The organism is Myroides odoratus, assembly GCF_001549985.1.
Taxonomy (GTDB): Bacteria; Bacteroidota; Bacteroidia; order Flavobacteriales; family Flavobacteriaceae; genus Flavobacterium; species Flavobacterium odoratum_A.
Genome location: NZ_LROZ01000001.1, coordinates 336,554 through 356,288 on the forward strand (window position 1 = coordinate 336,554; position 19,735 = coordinate 356,288).

Consider the following 19,735-nt stretch of genomic DNA (forward strand, 5'->3'; position numbering starts at 1 on the left):
TTATAAAATATAAAATATCACGCCCACTTTAAACAAGCGCAATTTTTCTGCATCATCTTTGATTGGGGCTTCTTTATAAATAGGATTCAAACCATAATAGGCATAAAAATTCCACGTATTAAATCCAGCTCCTACATACATTCCCAGCAACCATTTGTTGATATTGTCATCTCCTCTTACCGTTGTAGAATAGGTATCGGTTGATGTTTTAAGGCGACTTCCCAACACATAACTCGCTTTAAATCCTACATACGTACGCCAGAATTTATGGCTTTCTGGAGTAGACGTTCTCCATCGCAATTCAATGGGTAAATCCAACATATGCAACGAAAGACTGTTTCTTTTATAAGTTGGCAAGGTGGTATAGTTTCCATCTTCTGTTAGTCCGAAGTTATTGCGCAAATTTTGATACGAAAATCCGAAACCAGGTGCAATGGCAATCGTACGGCTTTTATTGATTGGAAAATCCCTCAAAAAACCAATATCCATCCCCAGGGAAACAGAATTTCCTTTAAACCCGACCGGTTTACCTTGCATCAAGGTATGAGATATTCCAAAGTAAAATTGGTCTTCCCTATACTTATAATCCAGTGTTGCGCTGTCCTTTTTACTAGTCAAATCCGCTAACACCTCATCTTCCTGTGCAAAAGAAAAGGACGAAAGTAAACAGCATATACCAAGTAAAAAGACATTCTTCATGATGCTAATTTATAAAATTAAAAGGAATAAACGAGGCCTACTCCAAGGGTTTGTTTGAATTGAATTTTCGGCCCTTCCATTACTTGTACGCCGTTGCGTTCCACTTTCGTTTTCACATTATCATCATAGATTAAGTTCACCCCAACATTGGCGCGTACAAAATCATTCACTTTCATGTCGAGCTTTAAATCCCACATCACATCAATATTTCCAAATTGGTCGATATAATCGCTATAAAAAGTCAATTTGGTATCGATAAAAATATTAGTAAACACTTCTTTTTTCCACTCTGTACTCACCAATAAACCGACCTCCGCTTTATAGCGTTTTCCATGTCTTAGGATATTGCCATCATCATCTTTAACGGCAGACTCCACACCAAAAGCACCTTGATCTGCTAAACGCTGATCATTGACAAAAGTTGCTTTATAGGTTAACGGTGAAATATAATATTTAATTCCTGTTTTGGAATCCATATACTCCCCCCCGATCCCGACGAATAAGTAAGCAGGAGCAAACCATCGTGAAACAGGATCATCTGTATTAGGGTAATTAAACCCGTCGGTAAATTGTGTTCTAAAATTTAACTTTGATACATAGTACCAATCTGAGGCTGCAGAAGATTTATATCCAAAAGTTGAATTAAGCTCCAATACATCATCCGTTTTGCGCAACTCACGATCAGATTGCTTATTTACACCATAGCGCACGTTTAAGAGATTATCCCAAATTAAACGCCCTTTGATATACTTTCTACTAAAATCTCCTTTTAGCAAACCTGAAATTGAATTATCACCCCCAGCACTCCAATTGACAAAAGCAATTTGATTAAAATCTAACCCTACTCTATTTTTCTTTTCCCAATATCCCACAATCTCGTTATTCACAGGAATCGCAGATAATTGAATCTGAGGATTAAACTTAGTTTTGATTTGAGAGTATTTGGGTTTACTGCGTTCTACAAAAACTTCAGGTTTAAAGAAATTCAAATCTTCTTTACTCCCTAAGTTCATATAGCTCATTAATAAATCTTCCTCTGCATAATTCTGACGTGGTAAAAAATTCATTAAGGGATTGAAGGGATTCTCTTGTACTCTCAAGGTATCCTGAGCTACGGGTGCCTGAGGCTGAGGATTTCCTTGTGGAGTTTGTCCCTCTTGTGCCCATACACCTGCTCCCCCTAAACACAATACAGCAGATAACAAAGCAATCTTTCCTGACTTATTCAAAACTTTCACTAATTAATTTAACAATTGAATTTATGTCTATTCCACAAATTTCTTGTTGTTCTCTTACGGTTGCATGTTCGATGAATACATCGGGCACACCTAAATTTTCAACTGGAATTCCTGGATAGTGTTGCGCTACAAATTGAGCAATCACACTTCCAAATCCTCCTTTTATTACACCATCTTCGATGGTTACAAGGCGTTCATGCGTTTGACAAATGTGGTGTAGCTCTTCTTCATTTAATGGTTTTACAAACATAAAATGATAATGCGACCAATCTTCAGTCTCACATTTTTTAAAGGCTTCTATCACATTATTACCAATAACTCCCGTAGAAATCATGGCAAATTTATTGCCTTTTCTTAATTTTTTAGTTATTGATACGTTAACTTTTTTGAATTCTTCTCGCCAATTGGAATCTTTTACTCCTTTTCCTCTAGGATAGCGAATGGCCCAAGGAGTATCAATCCCCAATTGAACCGTATATAATAAATTGCGCAATTCTATTTCATCTAAAGGCGCAGCAATAACCATATTGGGAATGCAATTCAAGTAGGCTAAATCAAAAACCCCTTGATGTGTTGCACCGTCCTCCCCTACCAATCCTGCGCGATCCAAGCAAAAAACCACAGGTAATTTTTGCAGGGCTACATCGTGAATCAATTGATCATAGGCTCGTTGTAGAAATGTCGAGTAAATGGCACAATAGGGGATTAATCCCTGCGTAGCCATTCCCGCAGCTAAAGTCACCGCATGTTGCTCCGCAATTCCAACATCTAGGGCACGTTCAGGAAAAGCTTCCATCATATATTTCATTGAACTTCCCGTAGGCATTGCGGGGGTAATCCCTACAATTAGCGGATTTTGTTCTGCCAATTCTACTAAGGTATGTCCAAATACATCCTGATACTTTGCCGGATATTCTCCTTCTTCTTTGCGAATCAGCTCTCCTGTTGCACTATCAAATTTACCTGGAGCATGATATTTTACCTGATCTTCCTCCGCTTGTTTCAAGCCTTTTCCCTTAGTCGTAATGACATGTAGGAACTTAGGCCCTTGGTGTTGTTTTAACTTTGTTAATTCCTTGATTAACTGTTTTAGATTATGACCATCGACAGGCCCTCGATAATCAAAATGCAAGGATTTAATCATGTTATTTCGCTTGTGATTACGCCCTTCTTTCACCGCCGTTAAGTAATCCTTCAATGCGCCCACACTTGGATCAATTCCTATCGCATTATCATTTAAAATAACCAACATATTGGCATCACTCACCCCGGCATGATTGAGTCCTTCAAAGGCCATCCCAGCAGCAATAGAAGCATCTCCAATGACAGCGATATGTTGTTTGTTGTAGTCTCCCTTGAGTTTAGACGCAATCGCCATACCCAATACAGCAGAAATAGAAGTTGAGGAATGCCCTACACCAAAAGCATCGTATATACTTTCAAAACGGTTGGGAAATCCACTCACCCCATCTTTTTGTCGATTGGTATGAAAATCCGCTTGACGTCCCGTTAACAGCTTATGTCCATATGCCTGATGCCCTACATCCCAAACCAATAAATCATTTGGGGTATCAAAAACATAATGCAAGGCAATTGTCAATTCAACAACGCCCAAACTTGCACCTAAATGTCCTTCCTTCGTGGCAACTATATCAATGATAAATCGTCGAATTTCAGCAGCTAGCACTTCCAACTGAGATAAACTCAAGGATCTGATGTCTGAAGGATCTTTGATTTGTTCTAATAACATACGACTATTTCTACTCTTTTATACAAAGAACAAAATTACAACTTTGTTTTTTGCTTTTCTGCTTTTTTGTTTTTTTGTGCGGTTTGCTTTTTGTTCTTTGCTCTTTGCTCTTTGCTCTTTGTTCTTTGCTCGTTGTTCGTTGCTCTTTGTTCTTTGCTCTTTGTTCTTTGCTCTTTGCTCGTTGTTCGTTGTTCGTTGTTCTTTGTTAGAATAGCTCTAATATAGGAGAACCAACCAAAAGCTAATACTCACCACCCCATACCTAATCACAACCATCTCTACTTTTACCCCATAACACTCAACCCATAACCCATAACCCATAACCCATAACCTATAACCAATCAATCCCTATTTTCTCATCGCCTCACCTTCTCACCCTCTTACCCTTTACCGACACCAATCTCCCCCTAAATAGTGATTTTTTAACATTATCGAAAAACCGAAAACCTTTTTCAATTAACTTTGCTACAATTAACAAAAAGAGGATGGATATTTTTACGGATGAATATTTTATGCGCATTGCTTTAAGTGAAGCTAAAATTGCCTTTGAAAAAGGAGAGATTCCCGTTGGGGCGATTGTTGTTTCTGATCAAAAGATTATTGCTAAATGTCATAATCTCACGGAATTACTTCATGATGTTACCGCGCATGCAGAATTGCAAGCCGTTTCTTCTGCCGCAAACTATTTAGATGCTAAATATCTGAAATCATGCACTTTATTTGTAACTTTAGAACCCTGTCAGATGTGTGCGGGTGCCTTATATTGGAGCCAAGTTTCACGCGTAGTCTGGGGAGCAAGTGATGAAAAAAGAGGATTTCAAACGATGGGTGGACAACTTCATCCTAAAACAAAAGTGACTGCTGGAATTTTAGCCGATGAATGTGCAGAACTTATGCGTTCATTTTTTGAGAAAAAAAGATAAAACTATAAAAAGCTATGAAAAACAAAATTGTATTAACCGTAGTCTGTCTGCTTTTAGCCTTTCTACAGGCTTGTAAAAAAGACGCTACACAGGATTTTCCTTTATCGGATCCCAAAGATTTTAGCGAATACATCAGCGCTTTTACCACAGGAATGATTTCCTCCAAATCGCCGATCGATATTGCCTTAACCAAAAACTGGGGTGAATGGCAAGATCAACAAGAAGTTGATGCTAAATTTTTCACCATTTCACCTGCTGTGAAGGGAAAATTACACTATTTGGCTAATCAAACCTTGCGTTTTGAACCTGCTGAACGCTTAAAACAAGACCAGAAATATTACATTACTTTTCATTTAGGAAAGTTAACCAAGGTAGAAGAAGATCAACAAACCTTTTCTTTCTTAGTGCATACGGTACCTCAACAGTTTACTACTGAATTTGCAGACTTACAATCTACAGACAAAGATACCTACATGCTCAATGGAGTGATTAAATCAAGTGATTGGATTAGTACAGAAACCATCAAAAAGATTGCAACAGCTCAACAAGGAAAGCTAGCAGTAGAACTTTCTTTTCAAACCAATGATGCCCAAGAAGCCAAGGAATTCCCTTTTAGCATTCGCGGCATTAAACGTCAAAAAGAAAGCAGCGAATTGACCTTAACGATAGATGCTAAAGCGATTCAATTGGAACAAAAGTCAATACAAACTTTTGATATTCCTGCAAAAGATGTCTTTCTTGTACACCAAGTACTGACAACTATTGGGGATAACCACGCTTTTGCTATTAACTTTTCCAATCCCATCAAAAAGAATCAAAACTTAGAGGGATTAATCCGCTTACAAGGGTTGGAAAGCTTGCCTCTTACTTTTTTAGTGGAAGGAAACTTAATTAAAGTATACAGTGAAAAAACACTTCCTGAAGAGGTAACTCTAGTGGTTCAAGAAGGAATCAGCGATAGCTATGCCAATAAACTAAGCAATAACTATACGGAAAACATCACGTTTGCTATTCCCAAACCAGAAGTGCAATTATTGCAAAATGGAACAATTCTCCCTTCCTCAGAGAATTTAAAAATCAACTTTAAAGCAACCTCTTTAAAAGCGGTTGATGTTAAGGTTTATAAAGTATTTCAAAACAATATTTTACAATTCTTACAATCCAATAATCTGGATGGTTCGTATTCTTTATACACGGTTGCAGCACCGATTGCTAAAACAACAATAGAATTGACAAACCCAGATCCAAAAGCACTATTGCGTTGGAATGCTTATGCATTAGATTTATCAACGTTAATCAAGCCTGATCCAGGAGCCATTTACCATGTGAAGTTTTCTTTCAAAAAAGCATATGCAATCAATTGTGAAACAAATGGAGAGGAAGAAATCGAAATGGAAGAAGAAGAATTATCACCTGAAGATGATGAATATGAATATTACTATCGTTATTATCCTTGGGAAGAAAAAGAAGATCCTTGTTCAGATGCTTACTACTACTATATGCAAATGCCTTCAACAAATGTACTAGCTAGTGATTTAGCACTTATTGTAAAAGGAGGGAATGACAATGTATATACTGCTGTTGTAACCAATATTTTAACGACAGCCCCAGTGAATGGAGCAACAGTTGAATTTTATAGCTATCAACAACAGTTACTAGCGACAGCAAAAACGGATAATGAAGGAATTGCCAAAGTCAATTTAGGAAAGAACAAAGCTTATTTTGCTATTGCAAAACAAGACAACAATACAACGTACATTAAAATCGATCAAGCAAATGCGCTTTCTGTTAGTAATTACGATGTAGATGGTACAACCTTACAAAAGGGGATGAATGGTTATGTATATACAGAACGCGGTGTTTGGCGCCCTGGAGATTACATCCACCTTGGTTTTATCTTGGATGACATTGCCAATCCGCTACCCGAAAACCATCCGATTAAATTGACGTTATCTGATCCGTTTGGAAAAGTAACAGAGCAAATGGTTCAAAAGAAGAATGAAGCCAATCACTATGCATTTAAAATCAAAACAGATGCCGAAGCACCTACAGGAAACTGGGAAGCCGTGATTCAAGTGGGGGGAGCTAAGTTTTACAAACGCATAAAAGTAGAAACAATCAAACCTAACCGTTTAAAAATCAAAAATAATGCAGAAGGAAAAGTTATTACTTCTGATTATTACAACAAGCAAATTGATTACAACGTAGAATGGTTACAGGGAAGTACAGCTAAGAATCTAAGAGCAGAAGTACAGATTAAATTACTGCCTGAACAAACTACATTTAAAACGTATCCAAACTATCGTTTCAACAATAGTTTGTCTTCCTATGCAACAGAAGATATCAATGTATATTCTGGAAGAACCAATGAAAGCGGAGCCTTTTCTTTCGCTTTAAATTTGAAGAATACAGTAGAAAACTCAGCGATGTTAAAAGCCATTTTAACAACCAAAGTATATGAAAACGGTGGAGATGTATCTACGGATGTATCTACATTGACCTACTCTCCTTATGCTAGCTATGTAGGTATTAAAGCACCTGAGGCTAATAAATACGGGTATTACGAAACAGATAAACCCTTAGATTTTTCAATCGTAACGGTTGATAGTGAAGGAAAAGCATTAGGTCAAAATGTACGCATAGACGTCTATAGAAAAAAAGGATACTGGTGGTGGAGCTCCAATGAGTATGGAGTATCTAATTACAATGCTTCAGAGTATTACAGCTTATATAGCTCAGATGAGATTAGTACTTCATCAAAAGGAGGAACGAAATACGAATTAAAAATTCCCGAACAAGATTGGGGGAATTACGAAGTGGTATTAACCAATTTAAACAGTGGACATATTGCTTCACAACAAGTATATGTAGATTGGCCCTATTGGTCAGCCAAAACCAAACACAAGGAAGGCAAAGATGCAATAGCACTTTCTATTGCAACAGACAAAAAAGAATATACCGTAGGTGAAAAAGTAAACCTGTCTTTCCCATCAAGTGAAGGTGGACGAGCTTTAGTTTCTGTTGAAAGTGGTAGTAGTGTTTTATCTACACATTGGGTACAAACCAAACAAGGAGAAACAACCTTTGAACTACCTACGACAGCTGCAATGGCACCAAACGCTTATATCAATATTACGTTGATTCAACCACATGCGTATACGATCAATAATGCTCCTATCCGCCTCTATGGTATCGCTCCAATTAGCGTATACAATAAAAAGACCAAGTTAGAGCCTGAGATTATCATGCCTGACAAATTGCGTCCAGAAGAAAAATTTACTTTAAAAGTAAAAGAGAAAAATGGAAGCAAAATGACATATACCATCGCTATCGTTGAAGATGGTTTATTGGATTTAACGCGTTTCAAAACACCAACTCCTTGGCAGAATTTCTACAGCAAAGCAGCTTTAGGAGTTCGTACATGGGATGTTTTTGACTATATCATTGGAGCCTATGGCGGAACCATCAACCAAGTATTTAGCATTGGTGGGGATGAGGATCTAGGCGCGGGTCAGGTGAAAAAAGCCAATCGCTTTAAACCAGTTGTTATTTTCTCGGGTCCACACACCTTAGAAAAAGGGAAGACGGCTTCTCATGAAATTAAACTGCCTAAATATATTGGATCAGTTCGAACCATGATTGTGGCTTCAAATACAGAAAACAGAGCCTACGGAAATACAGACAAAACGGTAAAAGTGAATAATCCGTTGATGATTTTAGGTTCCTTACCACGCAGAGCTGTTCCTGGAGAGAAAATCACACTCCCAGTTACCGTATTCGCTATGGAGAATCACGTCAAAAACGTACAGATTTCCGTTAAAACAGATGATAAATTCAAAATTAGTGGTTCTTCAACTCAACAGCTGACATTCAGTGAACCTGATGAGAAGATTGCCTATTTTGAACTAGAAGTAGCCAATAAAACAGGAATTTCTAAAATTGAAATTGAAGCCACTTCTGGAAAAGAAAAAGCTACATATAGCATTGAATTGGATGTACTCAATCCAAATCCTGTAACAACACGTACAGAAATTGTGAGTATTGATCCTCAAAGTGAAGCCAACTTAGATTGGAATCCATTTGGTATTGCCGGAAGCAACAAAGCAACCTTAGAGCTTTCCGCTTTCCCGAATATCAATTTAACTTCGCGTTTAAATTACTTGATTACCTTCCCACACGGATGTACAGAGCAAATCACTTCGGGAGTATTCCCTCAGCTGTATCTCGGTGATTTAATCACGTTGGATGAGAGTAAAAAACAAAGCATTCAGCGCAATGTGAACGAAGGAATCCAACGCTTAGCACAGCGTCAATTCTCTGATGGAGGATTTGCGTACTGGCCTGGTAATAGCTATGCGGATGATTGGGCCACTTCTTATGTAGGACATTTCTACCTTGAAGCGGAGAAGAAAGGATATGCTCTCCCTGTAAATAGTAAATCCAATTGGATTTCCTATCAACAGAAAATGGCACGTCAATGGAAATCTAATACGCGTTATAATACTGATTTTGCACAAGCGTATCGTCTATACACATTAGCTTTAGCAGGGCAACCCGATATCGCTTCGATGAACCGATTAAGAGAAACACAAGGAATCTCTACGAATACCAAATTCCGTTTAGCTGCCGCCTATGCATTAGCAGGACAAAAAGAAGCTGCTCAAAAATTAATCGCCAATCTTTCTTTAGATGAGATTGCAGGTTATTCGTACTACGGTTCTTATGAAAGAAACTTAGCCATGGTTTTAGAAACGATGATTTACAGCAATGGCAATAAGATGAAAACCCACGAATACGCGATTGAATTAGCAAATAAATTGGGATCATCTCAATGGATGAGTACACAAACTACAGCTTATGCTTTAAATGCAATCGCAAGCTATGTGAATGTACACAAACCAAGTGATGGAATTAATACGCTCTATACTTATAACGGACAAGCTACAACAGTTAATACAGCAAAAGCTATGGTTCATGCTGAATTGAAAAACATCAAATCGAGTAATAACCTAGCGGTTCAAAATAAGAGTAATGCTATACTGTATGCTCGTTTAACATCGAGTGGTATTTTACCTGTTGGACAAGAACAAGCCGATCAGAGTAACTTAGCGATTAAAACAACGTATCGCGCGACAAATGGCCTTGTGATTAACCCTGCAAGTTTACAACAAGGAACTGAATTTATTTGTGATATTACAATTTCAAACACAAGTAACCGCAGTATTGAAAACGTAGCTTTAACCCATATTGTCCCTTCAGGATGGGAGATTGTCAATTTGCGTTATACGGATGCTGGAGGAGCAGAAAATCAAGTGGATTACACTGACATTCGCGATGATCGCTCTCTGTTCTATTTTACCTTACATGCAAATACTACAAAAACACTGAAAGTGACATTAAATGCATCGTATTTAGGAAACTACTATCTTCCAGGAATACAAGCTAATGCCATGTATGACAATGCCTACCGTTGTCGAACTATTGGTCAATGGGTAGAAGTAATTAAATAAAGGATAACTAAAATCAAGATAAATACAGGGATAACTATCCCTGTATTGCTTTTATATGAAATTCAATCTCAATTTAAAATGGAGTACGTGGAGCACGAAAAAGAAAGTGCTTGTTATTCTTGTAGGTATCGCTTTGATTGCCTACTATTTTTGTTTGCCCCGAACTTTATTTGATGCCCCATATTCTACCGTTATTGAGAGCAAGGACCATCAACTATTAGCGGCTCAAATTGCTCCTGATGGTCAATGGAGATTTCCTGAAATGCAAGCTGTACCAGATAAGTTTAAAACCTGTATCATCCTATACGAAGATGAATATTTCCAATACCATTGGGGGTTTAATCCCGTGTCTATGGTCAAAGCCTTCATGTCCAACCTATCTGCTAATAAAGTAAAAAGAGGAGGAAGTACATTAACGCAACAAACCATTCGCTTAGCTAGAGATGGAAAGAAGCGAACCTATTTTGAAAAAATCATTGAGCTAATTCAAGCAACACGGCTAGAATTCAAATACAGCAAGCAGTCCATCTTAAACCTCTATGCCTCTCATGCTCCTTTTGGAGGAAATGTTGTAGGCTTGGATGTCGCGGCTTGGCGTTACTTTGGAACGGCTCCAGAACAACTTTCTTGGGCGGAAAGTGCTACCTTGGCTGTATTACCGAATGCCCCTCGTTTAATTTATCCTGGTAAAAATCAAGAAATTCTATTAACCAAACGCAATGCGCTGTTGAAGAAGCTCCTAGAGGCAAATAAGATTGACCAAAGCACCTATGAACTAGCACTGACAGAACCTTTGCCTCAAAAGCCTCATGAGTTGCCTCAAATAGCACCTCATCTCTTGCAACATATTGCCAAAACCAATAAAGAAGAACGTCTGGTTACCACTGTTGATTACCAGATACAACAAAGAGCAAACGATATTATTGCCAACTATTATTTGCATTATAAACAAGCGGAAGTATACAATATTGCAGCACTGATTGTGGATGTAGAAAATCGAGATGTTATCGCTTACATTGGCAATTCACCAACTAGTGTTGCTCATCAAAAAGACGTGGATATCATCCAAGCCAATAGAAGTACAGGTAGTATTTTAAAACCCTTTCTCTATACAGCGATGTTGGATGATGCTTCCCTTCTTCCTCATCAATTAGTTGCGGATATTCCAGTAGTCATCTCTGGATATAAACCGACCAACTTTTCGAATAGTTATGAAGGGGCTACAACGGCGAATGAAGCTTTATCACGATCACTAAATATTCCCTTTGTTTTAATGCTACAACAATATGGGGTATATCGCTTTTATGACAACCTACAACAGTTGCAACTATCATCAATAAACAAATACCCGGATCACTATGGTTTATCCTTAATTTTAGGGGGAGCCGAAAGTAGCTTATGGCAGCTAACAAGAGCCTATGCTGGAATGGTAGGTACCTTGAATCACTACAACACGGCACATGAATACCGTACTAAAGAAATACAAGAGTTAAACTGGAAGGCAGATTATACACAATCCTATGGTGAAAGTTCCAAAGAGAAGACCATTTGGGGCGCAGGAGCGATTTACAACACATTTGAGGCCTTAACGAAAGTAAATAGACCCGAAGGTGATGAAGCTTGGCAATACTACGACTCAGCGCTTAAAATCGCATGGAAGACAGGAACTAGTTTTGGTGGTCGAGATGCATGGGCGATTGGTGTCAACAAAAAATATGTAGTCAGCGTGTGGGTAGGTAATGCCACTGGCGAAGGACGTCCATCAATCAGTGGTGTTCGCATGGCAGGTCCTATTCTCTTTGACTTATTCAAGTTATTGCCTAAACAAAAGGATCTAGCTGCACCACTGAACGATTTAGAAGAAGTGTCAATTTGCTCAACTTCTGGTTACTTAGCAGGGCCTAATTGTCCACAAACCAAAACAGATCTCGCTCCTTTTCGCGCAAAGAAAACCGTACTCTGTCCTTACCATAAACTCGTGCATTTAGATGCCCATTTACAATACCAAGTCAATAGTCAATGTGAAGCTGTTGATCAAATTGTACCAACTCCTTGGTTCATTTTACCCCCTACTATGGCTTATTTCTATAGGAAATCACATAGTGACTACCAAGATCTCCCTCCTTTCAGGGCTGATTGTAGTCCACAAGATCAACTCAAAAAAATAGAATTTATCTATCCGAAACACGGAAAACACATCTATCTTACTAAAAATTTCTATGCAGAACTGCAGCCTTTTGTTGCAAAAGCAAGTACAAGTAGCGCAAACAAAACGCTTTTTTGGTATTTAAATGAAGAATATATAGGATCCACAAGGCAATTTCACGAATTGGCTATTCACGGAAAAACAGGAATTAATTACCTTACGATTACCGATGAAGAAGGTCATACACAAACCATTGAATTCTATCTTGAAAAACAAACCTAACAAAAAACCCAAAACGGTGTCCGTTTTGGGTTTTTCGTTATTCTGATATTTCCTTTCCTTTATCATCAAAGAAATGGTATTCTAAATACGTGTAAGCGTCACGCGGTACAATTTTGACCCATTTCTTGAATTCCATCCACCACTTCATTCTCAAAGAAGGCAATCCTTTCGTTAGATAGGCAGCCACAAAAGGGTGTGTATTCAAGATTATTTTACAAGATGGATCTCTTGCAATAATATTTTCGATTCGAGCTCTAATTTTATCAATAACTAAAATTGGCGCTTCGATCTCACCGTGTTCATTCGGATCTTCTTCTCTAGTTTCGATTGACACTTCAGGTCTCACGCGTTGTCTAGTGATTTGAATCAATCCAAATTTACTTGGTGGTAAAATTTTGTGTTTGGCTTTATCATCGCTCATTTCCTCTTTCAAGAAGTCATAGAGGGTTTTTCTATTCTCTGGATTTCCCATATCAATAAAATCGACCACTATTATTCCTCCCATATCTCTTAATCTTAACTGACGTGCAATTTCTGCAGCAGCAATTAAATTTACTTCAAGGGCTGTATCTTCTTGTGATTGTGCTTTGTTTGAACGATTTCCACTATTCACATCAATAACATGTAACGCCTCCGTATGTTCTATGATCAGATAAGCACCTTTGCTCATAGAAACGGTTTTACCAAAAGAGGTTTTAATTTGGCGTTCAATGCTGTATTTCTCAAAAATTGGAACTTCTTTCGATTGATAATGTTTTACAATCGACACCTTGGCAGGGGCAATTTCTTGCAAATAGTCCTTGGTTTGATAATACAAATCCTCGTCATCCGTAATGATACCAGTAAAAGTATCATTAAAAACATCTCGTAGTATTGAGGAAGCTTTGTTTACTTCTCCCAACACTTTCGAGGGATGATGTGCGGTTGTTAACTTTTTGCACATGTTATTCCACTTCGACATCAAGTTGCGCAAATCTTTATCGATTTCGCTTACTTTCATATCTTCGGCCACTGTGCGTACGATTACACCAAAGCCTTTGGGTTTGATGGACTGTACTAATTTCTTTAATCGGTCTTTTTCTTCTTTGGACTCAATTTTTTGTGAAATTGAGATGCGATTGGAAAAAGGTACAAGTACTACATATCTACCTGCGATTGATAATTCAGAACTAATACGCGGTCCTTTTGTTGAAATAGGTTCTTTAACTATTTGTACTAGCAAAGACTGATTGGCACTCAATACATCTGTAATTGCACCATCTTTATCTATTTCTTCTTCAAAGACAAAGTTTTCTAAGGCGAAATCTTTTAATTTACCTCCACTTACAAGTTTAGTGAACTTCAGTAGCGTTTTTAAGTTCGGACCTAAGTCATGATAATGCAAAAAAGCATCTTTTTCAAAACCTACGTGCACGAACGCGGCATTCAATCCAGGAACGGGTTTTCTAATTTTGGCGATAAAAATATCTCCTACTTGAAAACCATTACCTTCATCAGCCTCACGCTCTCTGTGTAGTTCAATTAGTTTTCCATCTTTTAATAAGGCAAAATCTACTGTATCAGAATTCGACCTAATAATTAGCTCTTTATTCACACTGTACATTTTTATCCATACTCATTCATTACACTGTTTTGATTATTTTGGAATATTCCGTCAAAACAAAAGGAGTTTGTATAGATGGATTAAACATTATTTTAAAAACAAGTTACACTTGTTTATTCCTTCTTCAACTTGATAAGATAGCTATCAATGAGCGTACTTTAAAATTTCTTAGAAAAGAAAAAAGTAGTATTAAACTACTTTTTCTTTTTGTGACGGTTAGCTCTCGCTCTTTTTTTACGCTTATGCGTTGCTACCTTATGTCTTTTTCTTTTTTTACCACTTGGCATAATGTGTGTAATTTAGAGATTAATAAATTATTTTACTTTTACTTCTGTGTTTGACTTTACACCTTCTACAAACACTTTAGCTGGTTTAAATGCAGGAATGTTGTGAGCTGGAATTCTAATTGTTGTGTTTTTAGAAATGTTTCTTCCAGTTTTCTCAGCTCTTGTTTTGATGATAAAACTTCCAAAACCTCTTAAATACACATTTTCACCTGTTTCTAACGACGCTTTTACTTCATCCATAAAAGATTCTACTGTCGCTTGAACGTCCCCTTTCTCAAGCCCTAATTTCTCTGAAATTTTAGCTACAATGTCCGCTTTAGTCATTTTAGATATTAATTATATTTGTTGTTGTCCGTTTTTTTTAGAGTGTGCAAATATATTAATTTATAATCCAATAATTCAATCTTAATCGATTAAAATTTAATTATATATCGTTTATTTTTGCCGTTCACACATTTTAATCATGATTTTCTCTAACAAACTAATAGCTTGGTACTTAGACAACAAACGCTTTTTACCTTGGCGTGAAACAAAAGATCCGTATTACATTTGGCTATCAGAAATTATTCTTCAACAGACGCGCGTTGCGCAAGGATTACCCTATTTTGAGGCTTTTAAACAGACTTATCCTACTGTTTTTGATCTAGCAAATGCCCAAGAAGATGATGTTTTACTACTTTGGCAAGGTTTGGGATACTATAGCCGTGCACGTAATTTACATGCAACAGCTAAGAAAGTAGCCTATGAACTAAATGGACAGTTCCCAACAACTTATAAAGACTTACTCACTCTAAAAGGCGTAGGCGAATACACCGCCGCCGCAATAGCCTCTATTGCGTATGATGAAGTCGTTCCCGTTGTTGATGGGAATGTTTTTCGAGTTCTCGCACGAATTTACGGAATTACATCTGATATATCTACTCAAAGAACAAAAAAAGAGTTCCAACAGGTAGCGGCTGGCCTGATCTCAGCAGAGCAACCCGCTATTTTCAACCAAGCCATCATGGATTTTGGCGCTATTCAATGCACGCCCAAAGGGACTGATTGCACCCCCTGTCCTTTTACAGCAACTTGCGTAGCTTATCAAACCAATCAGGTGGACAAACTACCCGTAAAACTGAGTAAAACCAAGGTAAGGAATCGTTACATGGACTTCCTAATTTACCTTGATGAGGCTGGAAATACACAATTGGAACAACGCACCAAAAAAGATATTTGGCAAAACCTCTATCAATTCCCTGTTGTGGATCGATTTGAGGACACTCCAATCAACATCGAAGAATACCTTCATAATCAACCTATTTCTTCTGCTATTACGCACATAGAATGCCTGACCAAAGAGGTGATTGTTCATCAACTCTCACACCAAAAACTACACATTCACTTTTGGCTCGTTAAAACCAATACTACTCTAGCGAATCCTATTCCTTGGGAGGAATTAAATAAATTTGGTTTTCCAATTGTAATTCATAACTTTATTCAATCCTTAACTGTCTAATTTTTTCACTTATGAATGGCACATTGAACAAAGTAACCCTTATTGGCCACCTAGGCGAAAATGTCAAAATACACTATTTTGAAAATGGCAATTGCATTGGGCGTTTTCCCTTAGCTACTAACGAAGTTTACATTAATAAGTCAACCAATGAACGCATCACTTCAACGGAATGGCACAATATTGTAGTTCGCAATAAACAAGCGGAAATTTGCGAAAAACACCTAACCAAAGGTGATCGCATTTATGTAGAAGGAAGAATTCGCACCAGACAATGGATTACAGAAGAAGGAATACAAAAACAAATTGTAGAAATTATTGTAACGGAATTCATGTTCTTGGACACGAAGAAAGAAGGCGGAAAAACGGCTTCACCAGAAGAAATAGAACGCAAGAAGGCGATTGACAACTTCTCTATTCCAGGAGAAAACAACCATGATAATTTGCCTTTTTAAACGGATAAGTAAATCAACTATATGTTCCAAAAAACATTTGCTCTTTATGGCGCTGCCTTTTTAGGCGCATTGCTAGTACTAGGTTCTTGTAAAAAAGAAACAACACCGAGACCTAATGCGTATCTAGCTCTTCAGTACCCTCAACCAGAATATCAAAGCTACGAGAACTCGTATCATCATTTTACATTTGATTTAAACAAAACTGCATCAGTCAAGGAAATTAAGTCAACCGCATTCGAGGTTCATTACCCTGAAATGAAAGCTACTATTTTCATGAATTATAAAACAGTAGACAACAATTTAGATGCTTTACTCAAAGATGCTCAAAAATTGACCTATGAACATTTCATCAAAGCGGATGAGATTATCGAACAGCCCTATTTAAACGAAGAAGATTGCGTTTATGGCATGTTTTATCACGTAGGAGGGAATGCAGCTACCAACGTACAATTTTACGCCACAGACAGCGTTAAAAACTTTGTTGTAGCTTCTTTGTATTTTTATGCCAAGCCAAACTTTGATTCCATCCTTCCAGCTAGTCATTATATCCAGCAGGATATGCGAAAAATGCTAGAATCGTTGCGTTGGGAACAAACAAAGAAATAAAAAAAAGCTTTCGATAAATCGAAAGCTTTTTTTGATCCTATTGCGATTTGCGACTAAAGCGCTTTAACCTCTAAGTTCTCTACTTTATAACTGCCATTTGCAATTTTCTGAACCGTTTGGGTTAACGACTCTCCATTTTGCTTAGCGTCATCAAAAACAACCGTAGCTGTTTTGCTATCAAAGTCAACAGTAGCTTCTTTTACGCCTTGTAATCCAGTCAACTTTCCTTCAATCATTTTAGCACATCCCAAAGCACAAGTCATTCCTTCAATTTGAAAGGTAGCTTGTTCCATGTTTCCTGCCACTTCATTTGTCTCTGTTGCAGTTGTTTCCACTTGCTCTACAGTTTCTGCTTGCTCTGCTTCTTTTTTAGTTTCACTTTTACATCCCACTAAAAAAACTCCCCCTAATAAGGCAACTAATCCTAGTTTTACTATTTTCATCTTGTTCGTGTTAATGCTTTGATTTATACCATGCTTTTGTAAGATACAAAAATACAAAAAAATAAATCCCGCCCTCCTTCCAATTCACTCTTTTTATTTTGAGAATCAATCTAAACGGTTAACAGTGGACAGTTAACAGTTAACAGTAGACGGTTTATAGTAAACAAAAAAAGTCGCTATTCTATCCGAATAGCGACTTCTCAAAAGAATTATAATTAATTTTAAAAAAGATTATTTAAAATCTGCATCCGAAACTCCTTCGTTAACTTTAATTTCCTTGATTTTCATTTCGATTTCAATACCGACATTCATCGATTGAACGAATGGAAATTTAATTCCTTTTACTTCTTTGTAATCTGAATAGTTAACTACTTGTTGCATTTTTTGCCCCATTTGCTCTACTTCTTGAACAACGGCTACTTTTAATCCTGTTGTTGTATCGTAATAGCTTGTTGTATTTCCAACTTTTACACCATACGCATCAACACCATTGATTGCTTCAATTCCTGTTAATACAGCTGACGCATTTGCTTTTAATTCGCTAAATGGAGTTGCTTCCGCTTGCGCCTCTTTCAATTCTTCGCCAGTGATCTCCGCTTTTTGTCCTTGAACAACTGAATACCCCATTTTAGGTGTAATCACTTGCTTAGACATTACAGCACCCATCATTTTTTGTTCTGATGATAAAAAGCCGTCTTTTACTTTATTCACCATCTCCAACTTCATCCCTTGTACTTCAGCTTCGCTAGTAATCATCAACGATTTCACTGCTTTTACTTTAGCATCTCCCCCAATCGCTTGGATGTAGTTGGCTAAAACAGTTTGTACCGTTACACCAGCAGGAACTTCTTTTTTGAATACAGGTTTTTCAACCGCATTAGCTTCTTTATCATAGAAGAACATCGGTTTTTTCAACCCTTCTAATGCAGGTACAACATCCGCTCCTTTTCCAACAATTACAATACGCATATTGTCATTCAAGAAATATTTTTGTGCTGCTTTTTGAATATCTTGTGGTGTTACTGCATTGATACTCTTGATATAGTTTTCATAGAAATCTGCAGGTAATTGGTGTAATTCTTTATTTAAAGCATAACGCGCTACTGTTTCTGGTTTTTGAATTTCCATCACAAAGTTTCCGATATACTTCGCCTTTGCCATTTTCAACTCATCATCCTTTACTAGCGTTGAGCGCATTAAGTTGATTTCTTTAATAAATTCTGTTACAGCACTATCTGTTACTACGTTACGTACAGAAGCACTCGCTCTGAATTTACCTGGGTATTTACGTGCAGTACTAATTGAAGAGTATGCACCATACGTCCATCCGTGTGCTTCACGTAAGTTCAAGAACAAACGCCCTTCTCCTCCACCACCTAAGATTTGATTCGCTAAAAGAGCAGCGAAATAATCTGAGTCAGTCATTTTTAAATTCACCTCATTCACCAAGGCAATCTCTGACTGTACAGCATTTGGCATATTGACAAAATCAATTTGCGTTGCAGCAACATTTTTATTTGTTGTTCCTTCAGTGAACGTTGTTGTTGATTTTTTCCAATTGTTGAATAAAGACTTTACTGCTTTTTCTGTTTTCTTGTAATCAACATCACCAACCACCACTAAATAAGCGTTGTTTGGAGAAAAATATTTTGCGTAGTATTCTTGTACATCAGCTAAAGTAACATTCGATACTGTTGCTTCTGTTTCAAATTCTCCCGCTGCTGTGTTCTTTCCGTATAACAAAGCATCTTCTACACGACTTGCAACTGCAGAAACGCTCTTCTCACTTGTTTTTAAAGATTCAATTACCTGAGCTTTTGCTTTGTCGAATTCTTCTTGTGTAATTACAGAATTTAAAGTTCCATCAGCTAATAACCCTAAAATAGTTTCGTTGTATTTGGATAATCCACTTGCAAAAGCTCCACCTGCAGAAAAGCGAACATTTGCTCCTAAGAAATCAATCTCATCATTGAATTGCTCCTTAGACATTTTCTTGGTTTGATTTCCTAATACTTCTGATAAAATAGAAGCTACCCCCGCTTTATTTCCTTCTACGACTAACGGATTATCAATCGTTAACATATAAGAAACTTGAGGTAATTTATGATTGGGAACAACCAATACTTTTAATCCATTTTTTAATACAAACGAAGTCGGTTGTCCTACATGTACTGTTGGTACTGGTCCCGATAAAGGTTGTTTTCTATCTTGTGCTTGTAATTGAGCAGCTGCTAAAGCAAAAACTAAACTAGCTGCATATATATATACTTTTTTCATTTTTCTTTTACTTGTTTAGCC

At 37.3% G+C, this 19,735-nt stretch carries 13 protein-coding genes; 6 read left to right on the top strand and 7 right to left on the bottom strand.

Annotated elements, in window-relative coordinates:
* From AWV75_RS01545 to AWV75_RS01555, 3 genes are read right to left on the bottom strand one after another with little or no spacing between them, the layout of a single operon-like run.
* On the bottom strand, window positions 1-699 hold the full coding sequence (locus AWV75_RS01545; RefSeq protein ID WP_060872692.1) for a porin family protein: 699 nt from the start codon (window positions 697-699) through the stop codon (window positions 1-3).
* 17 nt (window positions 700-716) lie between these two features.
* The gene (locus AWV75_RS01550) at window positions 717-1,928 is read right to left on the bottom strand and encodes a DUF3078 domain-containing protein (protein WP_060872987.1); all 1,212 of its coding nucleotides are present in this window, start codon (window positions 1,926-1,928) and stop codon (window positions 717-719) included.
* Entirely contained in the window at window positions 1,921-3,687 is a 1,767-nt protein-coding gene (locus AWV75_RS01555; protein WP_060872693.1) for a 1-deoxy-D-xylulose-5-phosphate synthase, read from the bottom strand. Before AWV75_RS01555 ends, AWV75_RS01550 begins: the two co-directional genes overlap by 8 nt.
* A gap of 485 nt (window positions 3,688-4,172) precedes the next feature.
* On the opposite strand from AWV75_RS01555, the gene AWV75_RS01560 reads away from it, so the two are divergent.
* From AWV75_RS01560 to pbpC, 3 genes are read left to right on the top strand one after another with little or no spacing between them, the layout of a single operon-like run.
* Complete coding sequence (locus AWV75_RS01560) at window positions 4,173-4,610, top strand: nucleoside deaminase (RefSeq protein ID WP_060872694.1); 438 nt, start codon at window positions 4,173-4,175, stop codon at window positions 4,608-4,610.
* Between the two features lie 14 nt (window positions 4,611-4,624).
* Window positions 4,625-10,120 carry an alpha-2-macroglobulin family protein gene (locus tag AWV75_RS01565; protein WP_060872695.1) on the top strand — a complete coding sequence of 1,832 codons (5,496 nt, stop codon included), beginning with the start codon at window positions 4,625-4,627 and terminating at the stop codon, window positions 10,118-10,120.
* 55 nt (window positions 10,121-10,175) lie between these two features.
* Entirely contained in the window at window positions 10,176-12,548 is a 2,373-nt protein-coding gene (gene pbpC / locus AWV75_RS01570) for a penicillin-binding protein 1C (RefSeq protein WP_060872696.1), read from the top strand.
* A 37-nt stretch (window positions 12,549-12,585) separates the two neighbouring features.
* Here pbpC and AWV75_RS01575 read toward each other — a convergent pair whose 3' ends face one another.
* Together AWV75_RS01575 and AWV75_RS01580 are read right to left on the bottom strand one after the other, a co-directional pair.
* Complete coding sequence (locus tag AWV75_RS01575) at window positions 12,586-14,142, bottom strand: Rne/Rng family ribonuclease (RefSeq protein WP_060872988.1); 1,557 nt, start codon at window positions 14,140-14,142, stop codon at window positions 12,586-12,588.
* A gap of 323 nt (window positions 14,143-14,465) precedes the next feature.
* Window positions 14,466-14,762, bottom strand: a complete 297-nt coding sequence (locus AWV75_RS01580; protein ID WP_002989807.1) for an HU family DNA-binding protein — start codon at window positions 14,760-14,762, stop codon at window positions 14,466-14,468.
* A 139-nt stretch (window positions 14,763-14,901) separates the two neighbouring features.
* On the opposite strand from AWV75_RS01580, the gene mutY reads away from it, so the two are divergent.
* Genes mutY through gldD form a run of 3 tightly spaced genes read left to right on the top strand, consistent with a single transcriptional unit; the run spans window position 14,902 to window position 16,994 of the window.
* A complete protein-coding gene (gene mutY / locus AWV75_RS01585; RefSeq protein WP_060872697.1) occupies window positions 14,902-15,936 on the top strand; it encodes an A/G-specific adenine glycosylase in 1,035 nt (344 codons plus the stop codon).
* Window positions 15,937-15,947: 11 nt separating this feature from the next.
* The gene (locus AWV75_RS01590) at window positions 15,948-16,388 is read left to right on the top strand and encodes a single-stranded DNA-binding protein (protein WP_060872698.1); all 441 of its coding nucleotides are present in this window, start codon (window positions 15,948-15,950) and stop codon (window positions 16,386-16,388) included.
* A 21-nt stretch (window positions 16,389-16,409) separates the two neighbouring features.
* The gene (gldD, locus tag AWV75_RS01595; protein ID WP_060872699.1) at window positions 16,410-16,994 is read left to right on the top strand and encodes a gliding motility lipoprotein GldD; all 585 of its coding nucleotides are present in this window, start codon (window positions 16,410-16,412) and stop codon (window positions 16,992-16,994) included.
* Window positions 16,995-17,047: 53 nt separating this feature from the next.
* Here the strand turns inward: gldD and AWV75_RS01600 are convergent, their stop codons facing one another.
* On the bottom strand, window positions 17,048-17,437 hold the full coding sequence (locus tag AWV75_RS01600) for a heavy-metal-associated domain-containing protein (protein WP_060872700.1): 390 nt from the start codon (window positions 17,435-17,437) through the stop codon (window positions 17,048-17,050).
* Between the two features lie 231 nt (window positions 17,438-17,668).
* Complete coding sequence (locus tag AWV75_RS01605; protein WP_060872701.1) at window positions 17,669-19,714, bottom strand: M16 family metallopeptidase; 2,046 nt, start codon at window positions 19,712-19,714, stop codon at window positions 17,669-17,671.
* Window positions 19,715-19,735: the final 21 nt, after the last annotated feature.

Coding starts and splice junctions, on each gene's coding strand:
- AWV75_RS01590 (WP_060872698.1), top strand. CDS start 15,948: ATGAATGGCACATTGAACAAAGTAACCCTTATTGGCCACCTAGGCGAA.
- AWV75_RS01605 (WP_060872701.1), bottom strand. CDS start 19,714: ATGAAAAAAGTATATATATATGCAGCTAGTTTAGTTTTTGCTTTAGCA.
- AWV75_RS01560 (WP_060872694.1), top strand. CDS start 4,173: ATGGATATTTTTACGGATGAATATTTTATGCGCATTGCTTTAAGTGAA.
- pbpC (WP_060872696.1), top strand. CDS start 10,176: ATGAAATTCAATCTCAATTTAAAATGGAGTACGTGGAGCACGAAAAAG.
- mutY (WP_060872697.1), top strand. CDS start 14,902: ATGATTTTCTCTAACAAACTAATAGCTTGGTACTTAGACAACAAACGC.
- AWV75_RS01600 (WP_060872700.1), bottom strand. CDS start 17,437: ATGAAAATAGTAAAACTAGGATTAGTTGCCTTATTAGGGGGAGTTTTT.
- AWV75_RS01565 (WP_060872695.1), top strand. CDS start 4,625: ATGAAAAACAAAATTGTATTAACCGTAGTCTGTCTGCTTTTAGCCTTT.
- AWV75_RS01545 (WP_060872692.1), bottom strand. CDS start 699: ATGAAGAATGTCTTTTTACTTGGTATATGCTGTTTACTTTCGTCCTTT.
- AWV75_RS01555 (WP_060872693.1), bottom strand. CDS start 3,687: ATGTTATTAGAACAAATCAAAGATCCTTCAGACATCAGATCCTTGAGT.
- gldD (WP_060872699.1), top strand. CDS start 16,410: ATGTTCCAAAAAACATTTGCTCTTTATGGCGCTGCCTTTTTAGGCGCA.
- AWV75_RS01580 (WP_002989807.1), bottom strand. CDS start 14,762: ATGACTAAAGCGGACATTGTAGCTAAAATTTCAGAGAAATTAGGGCTT.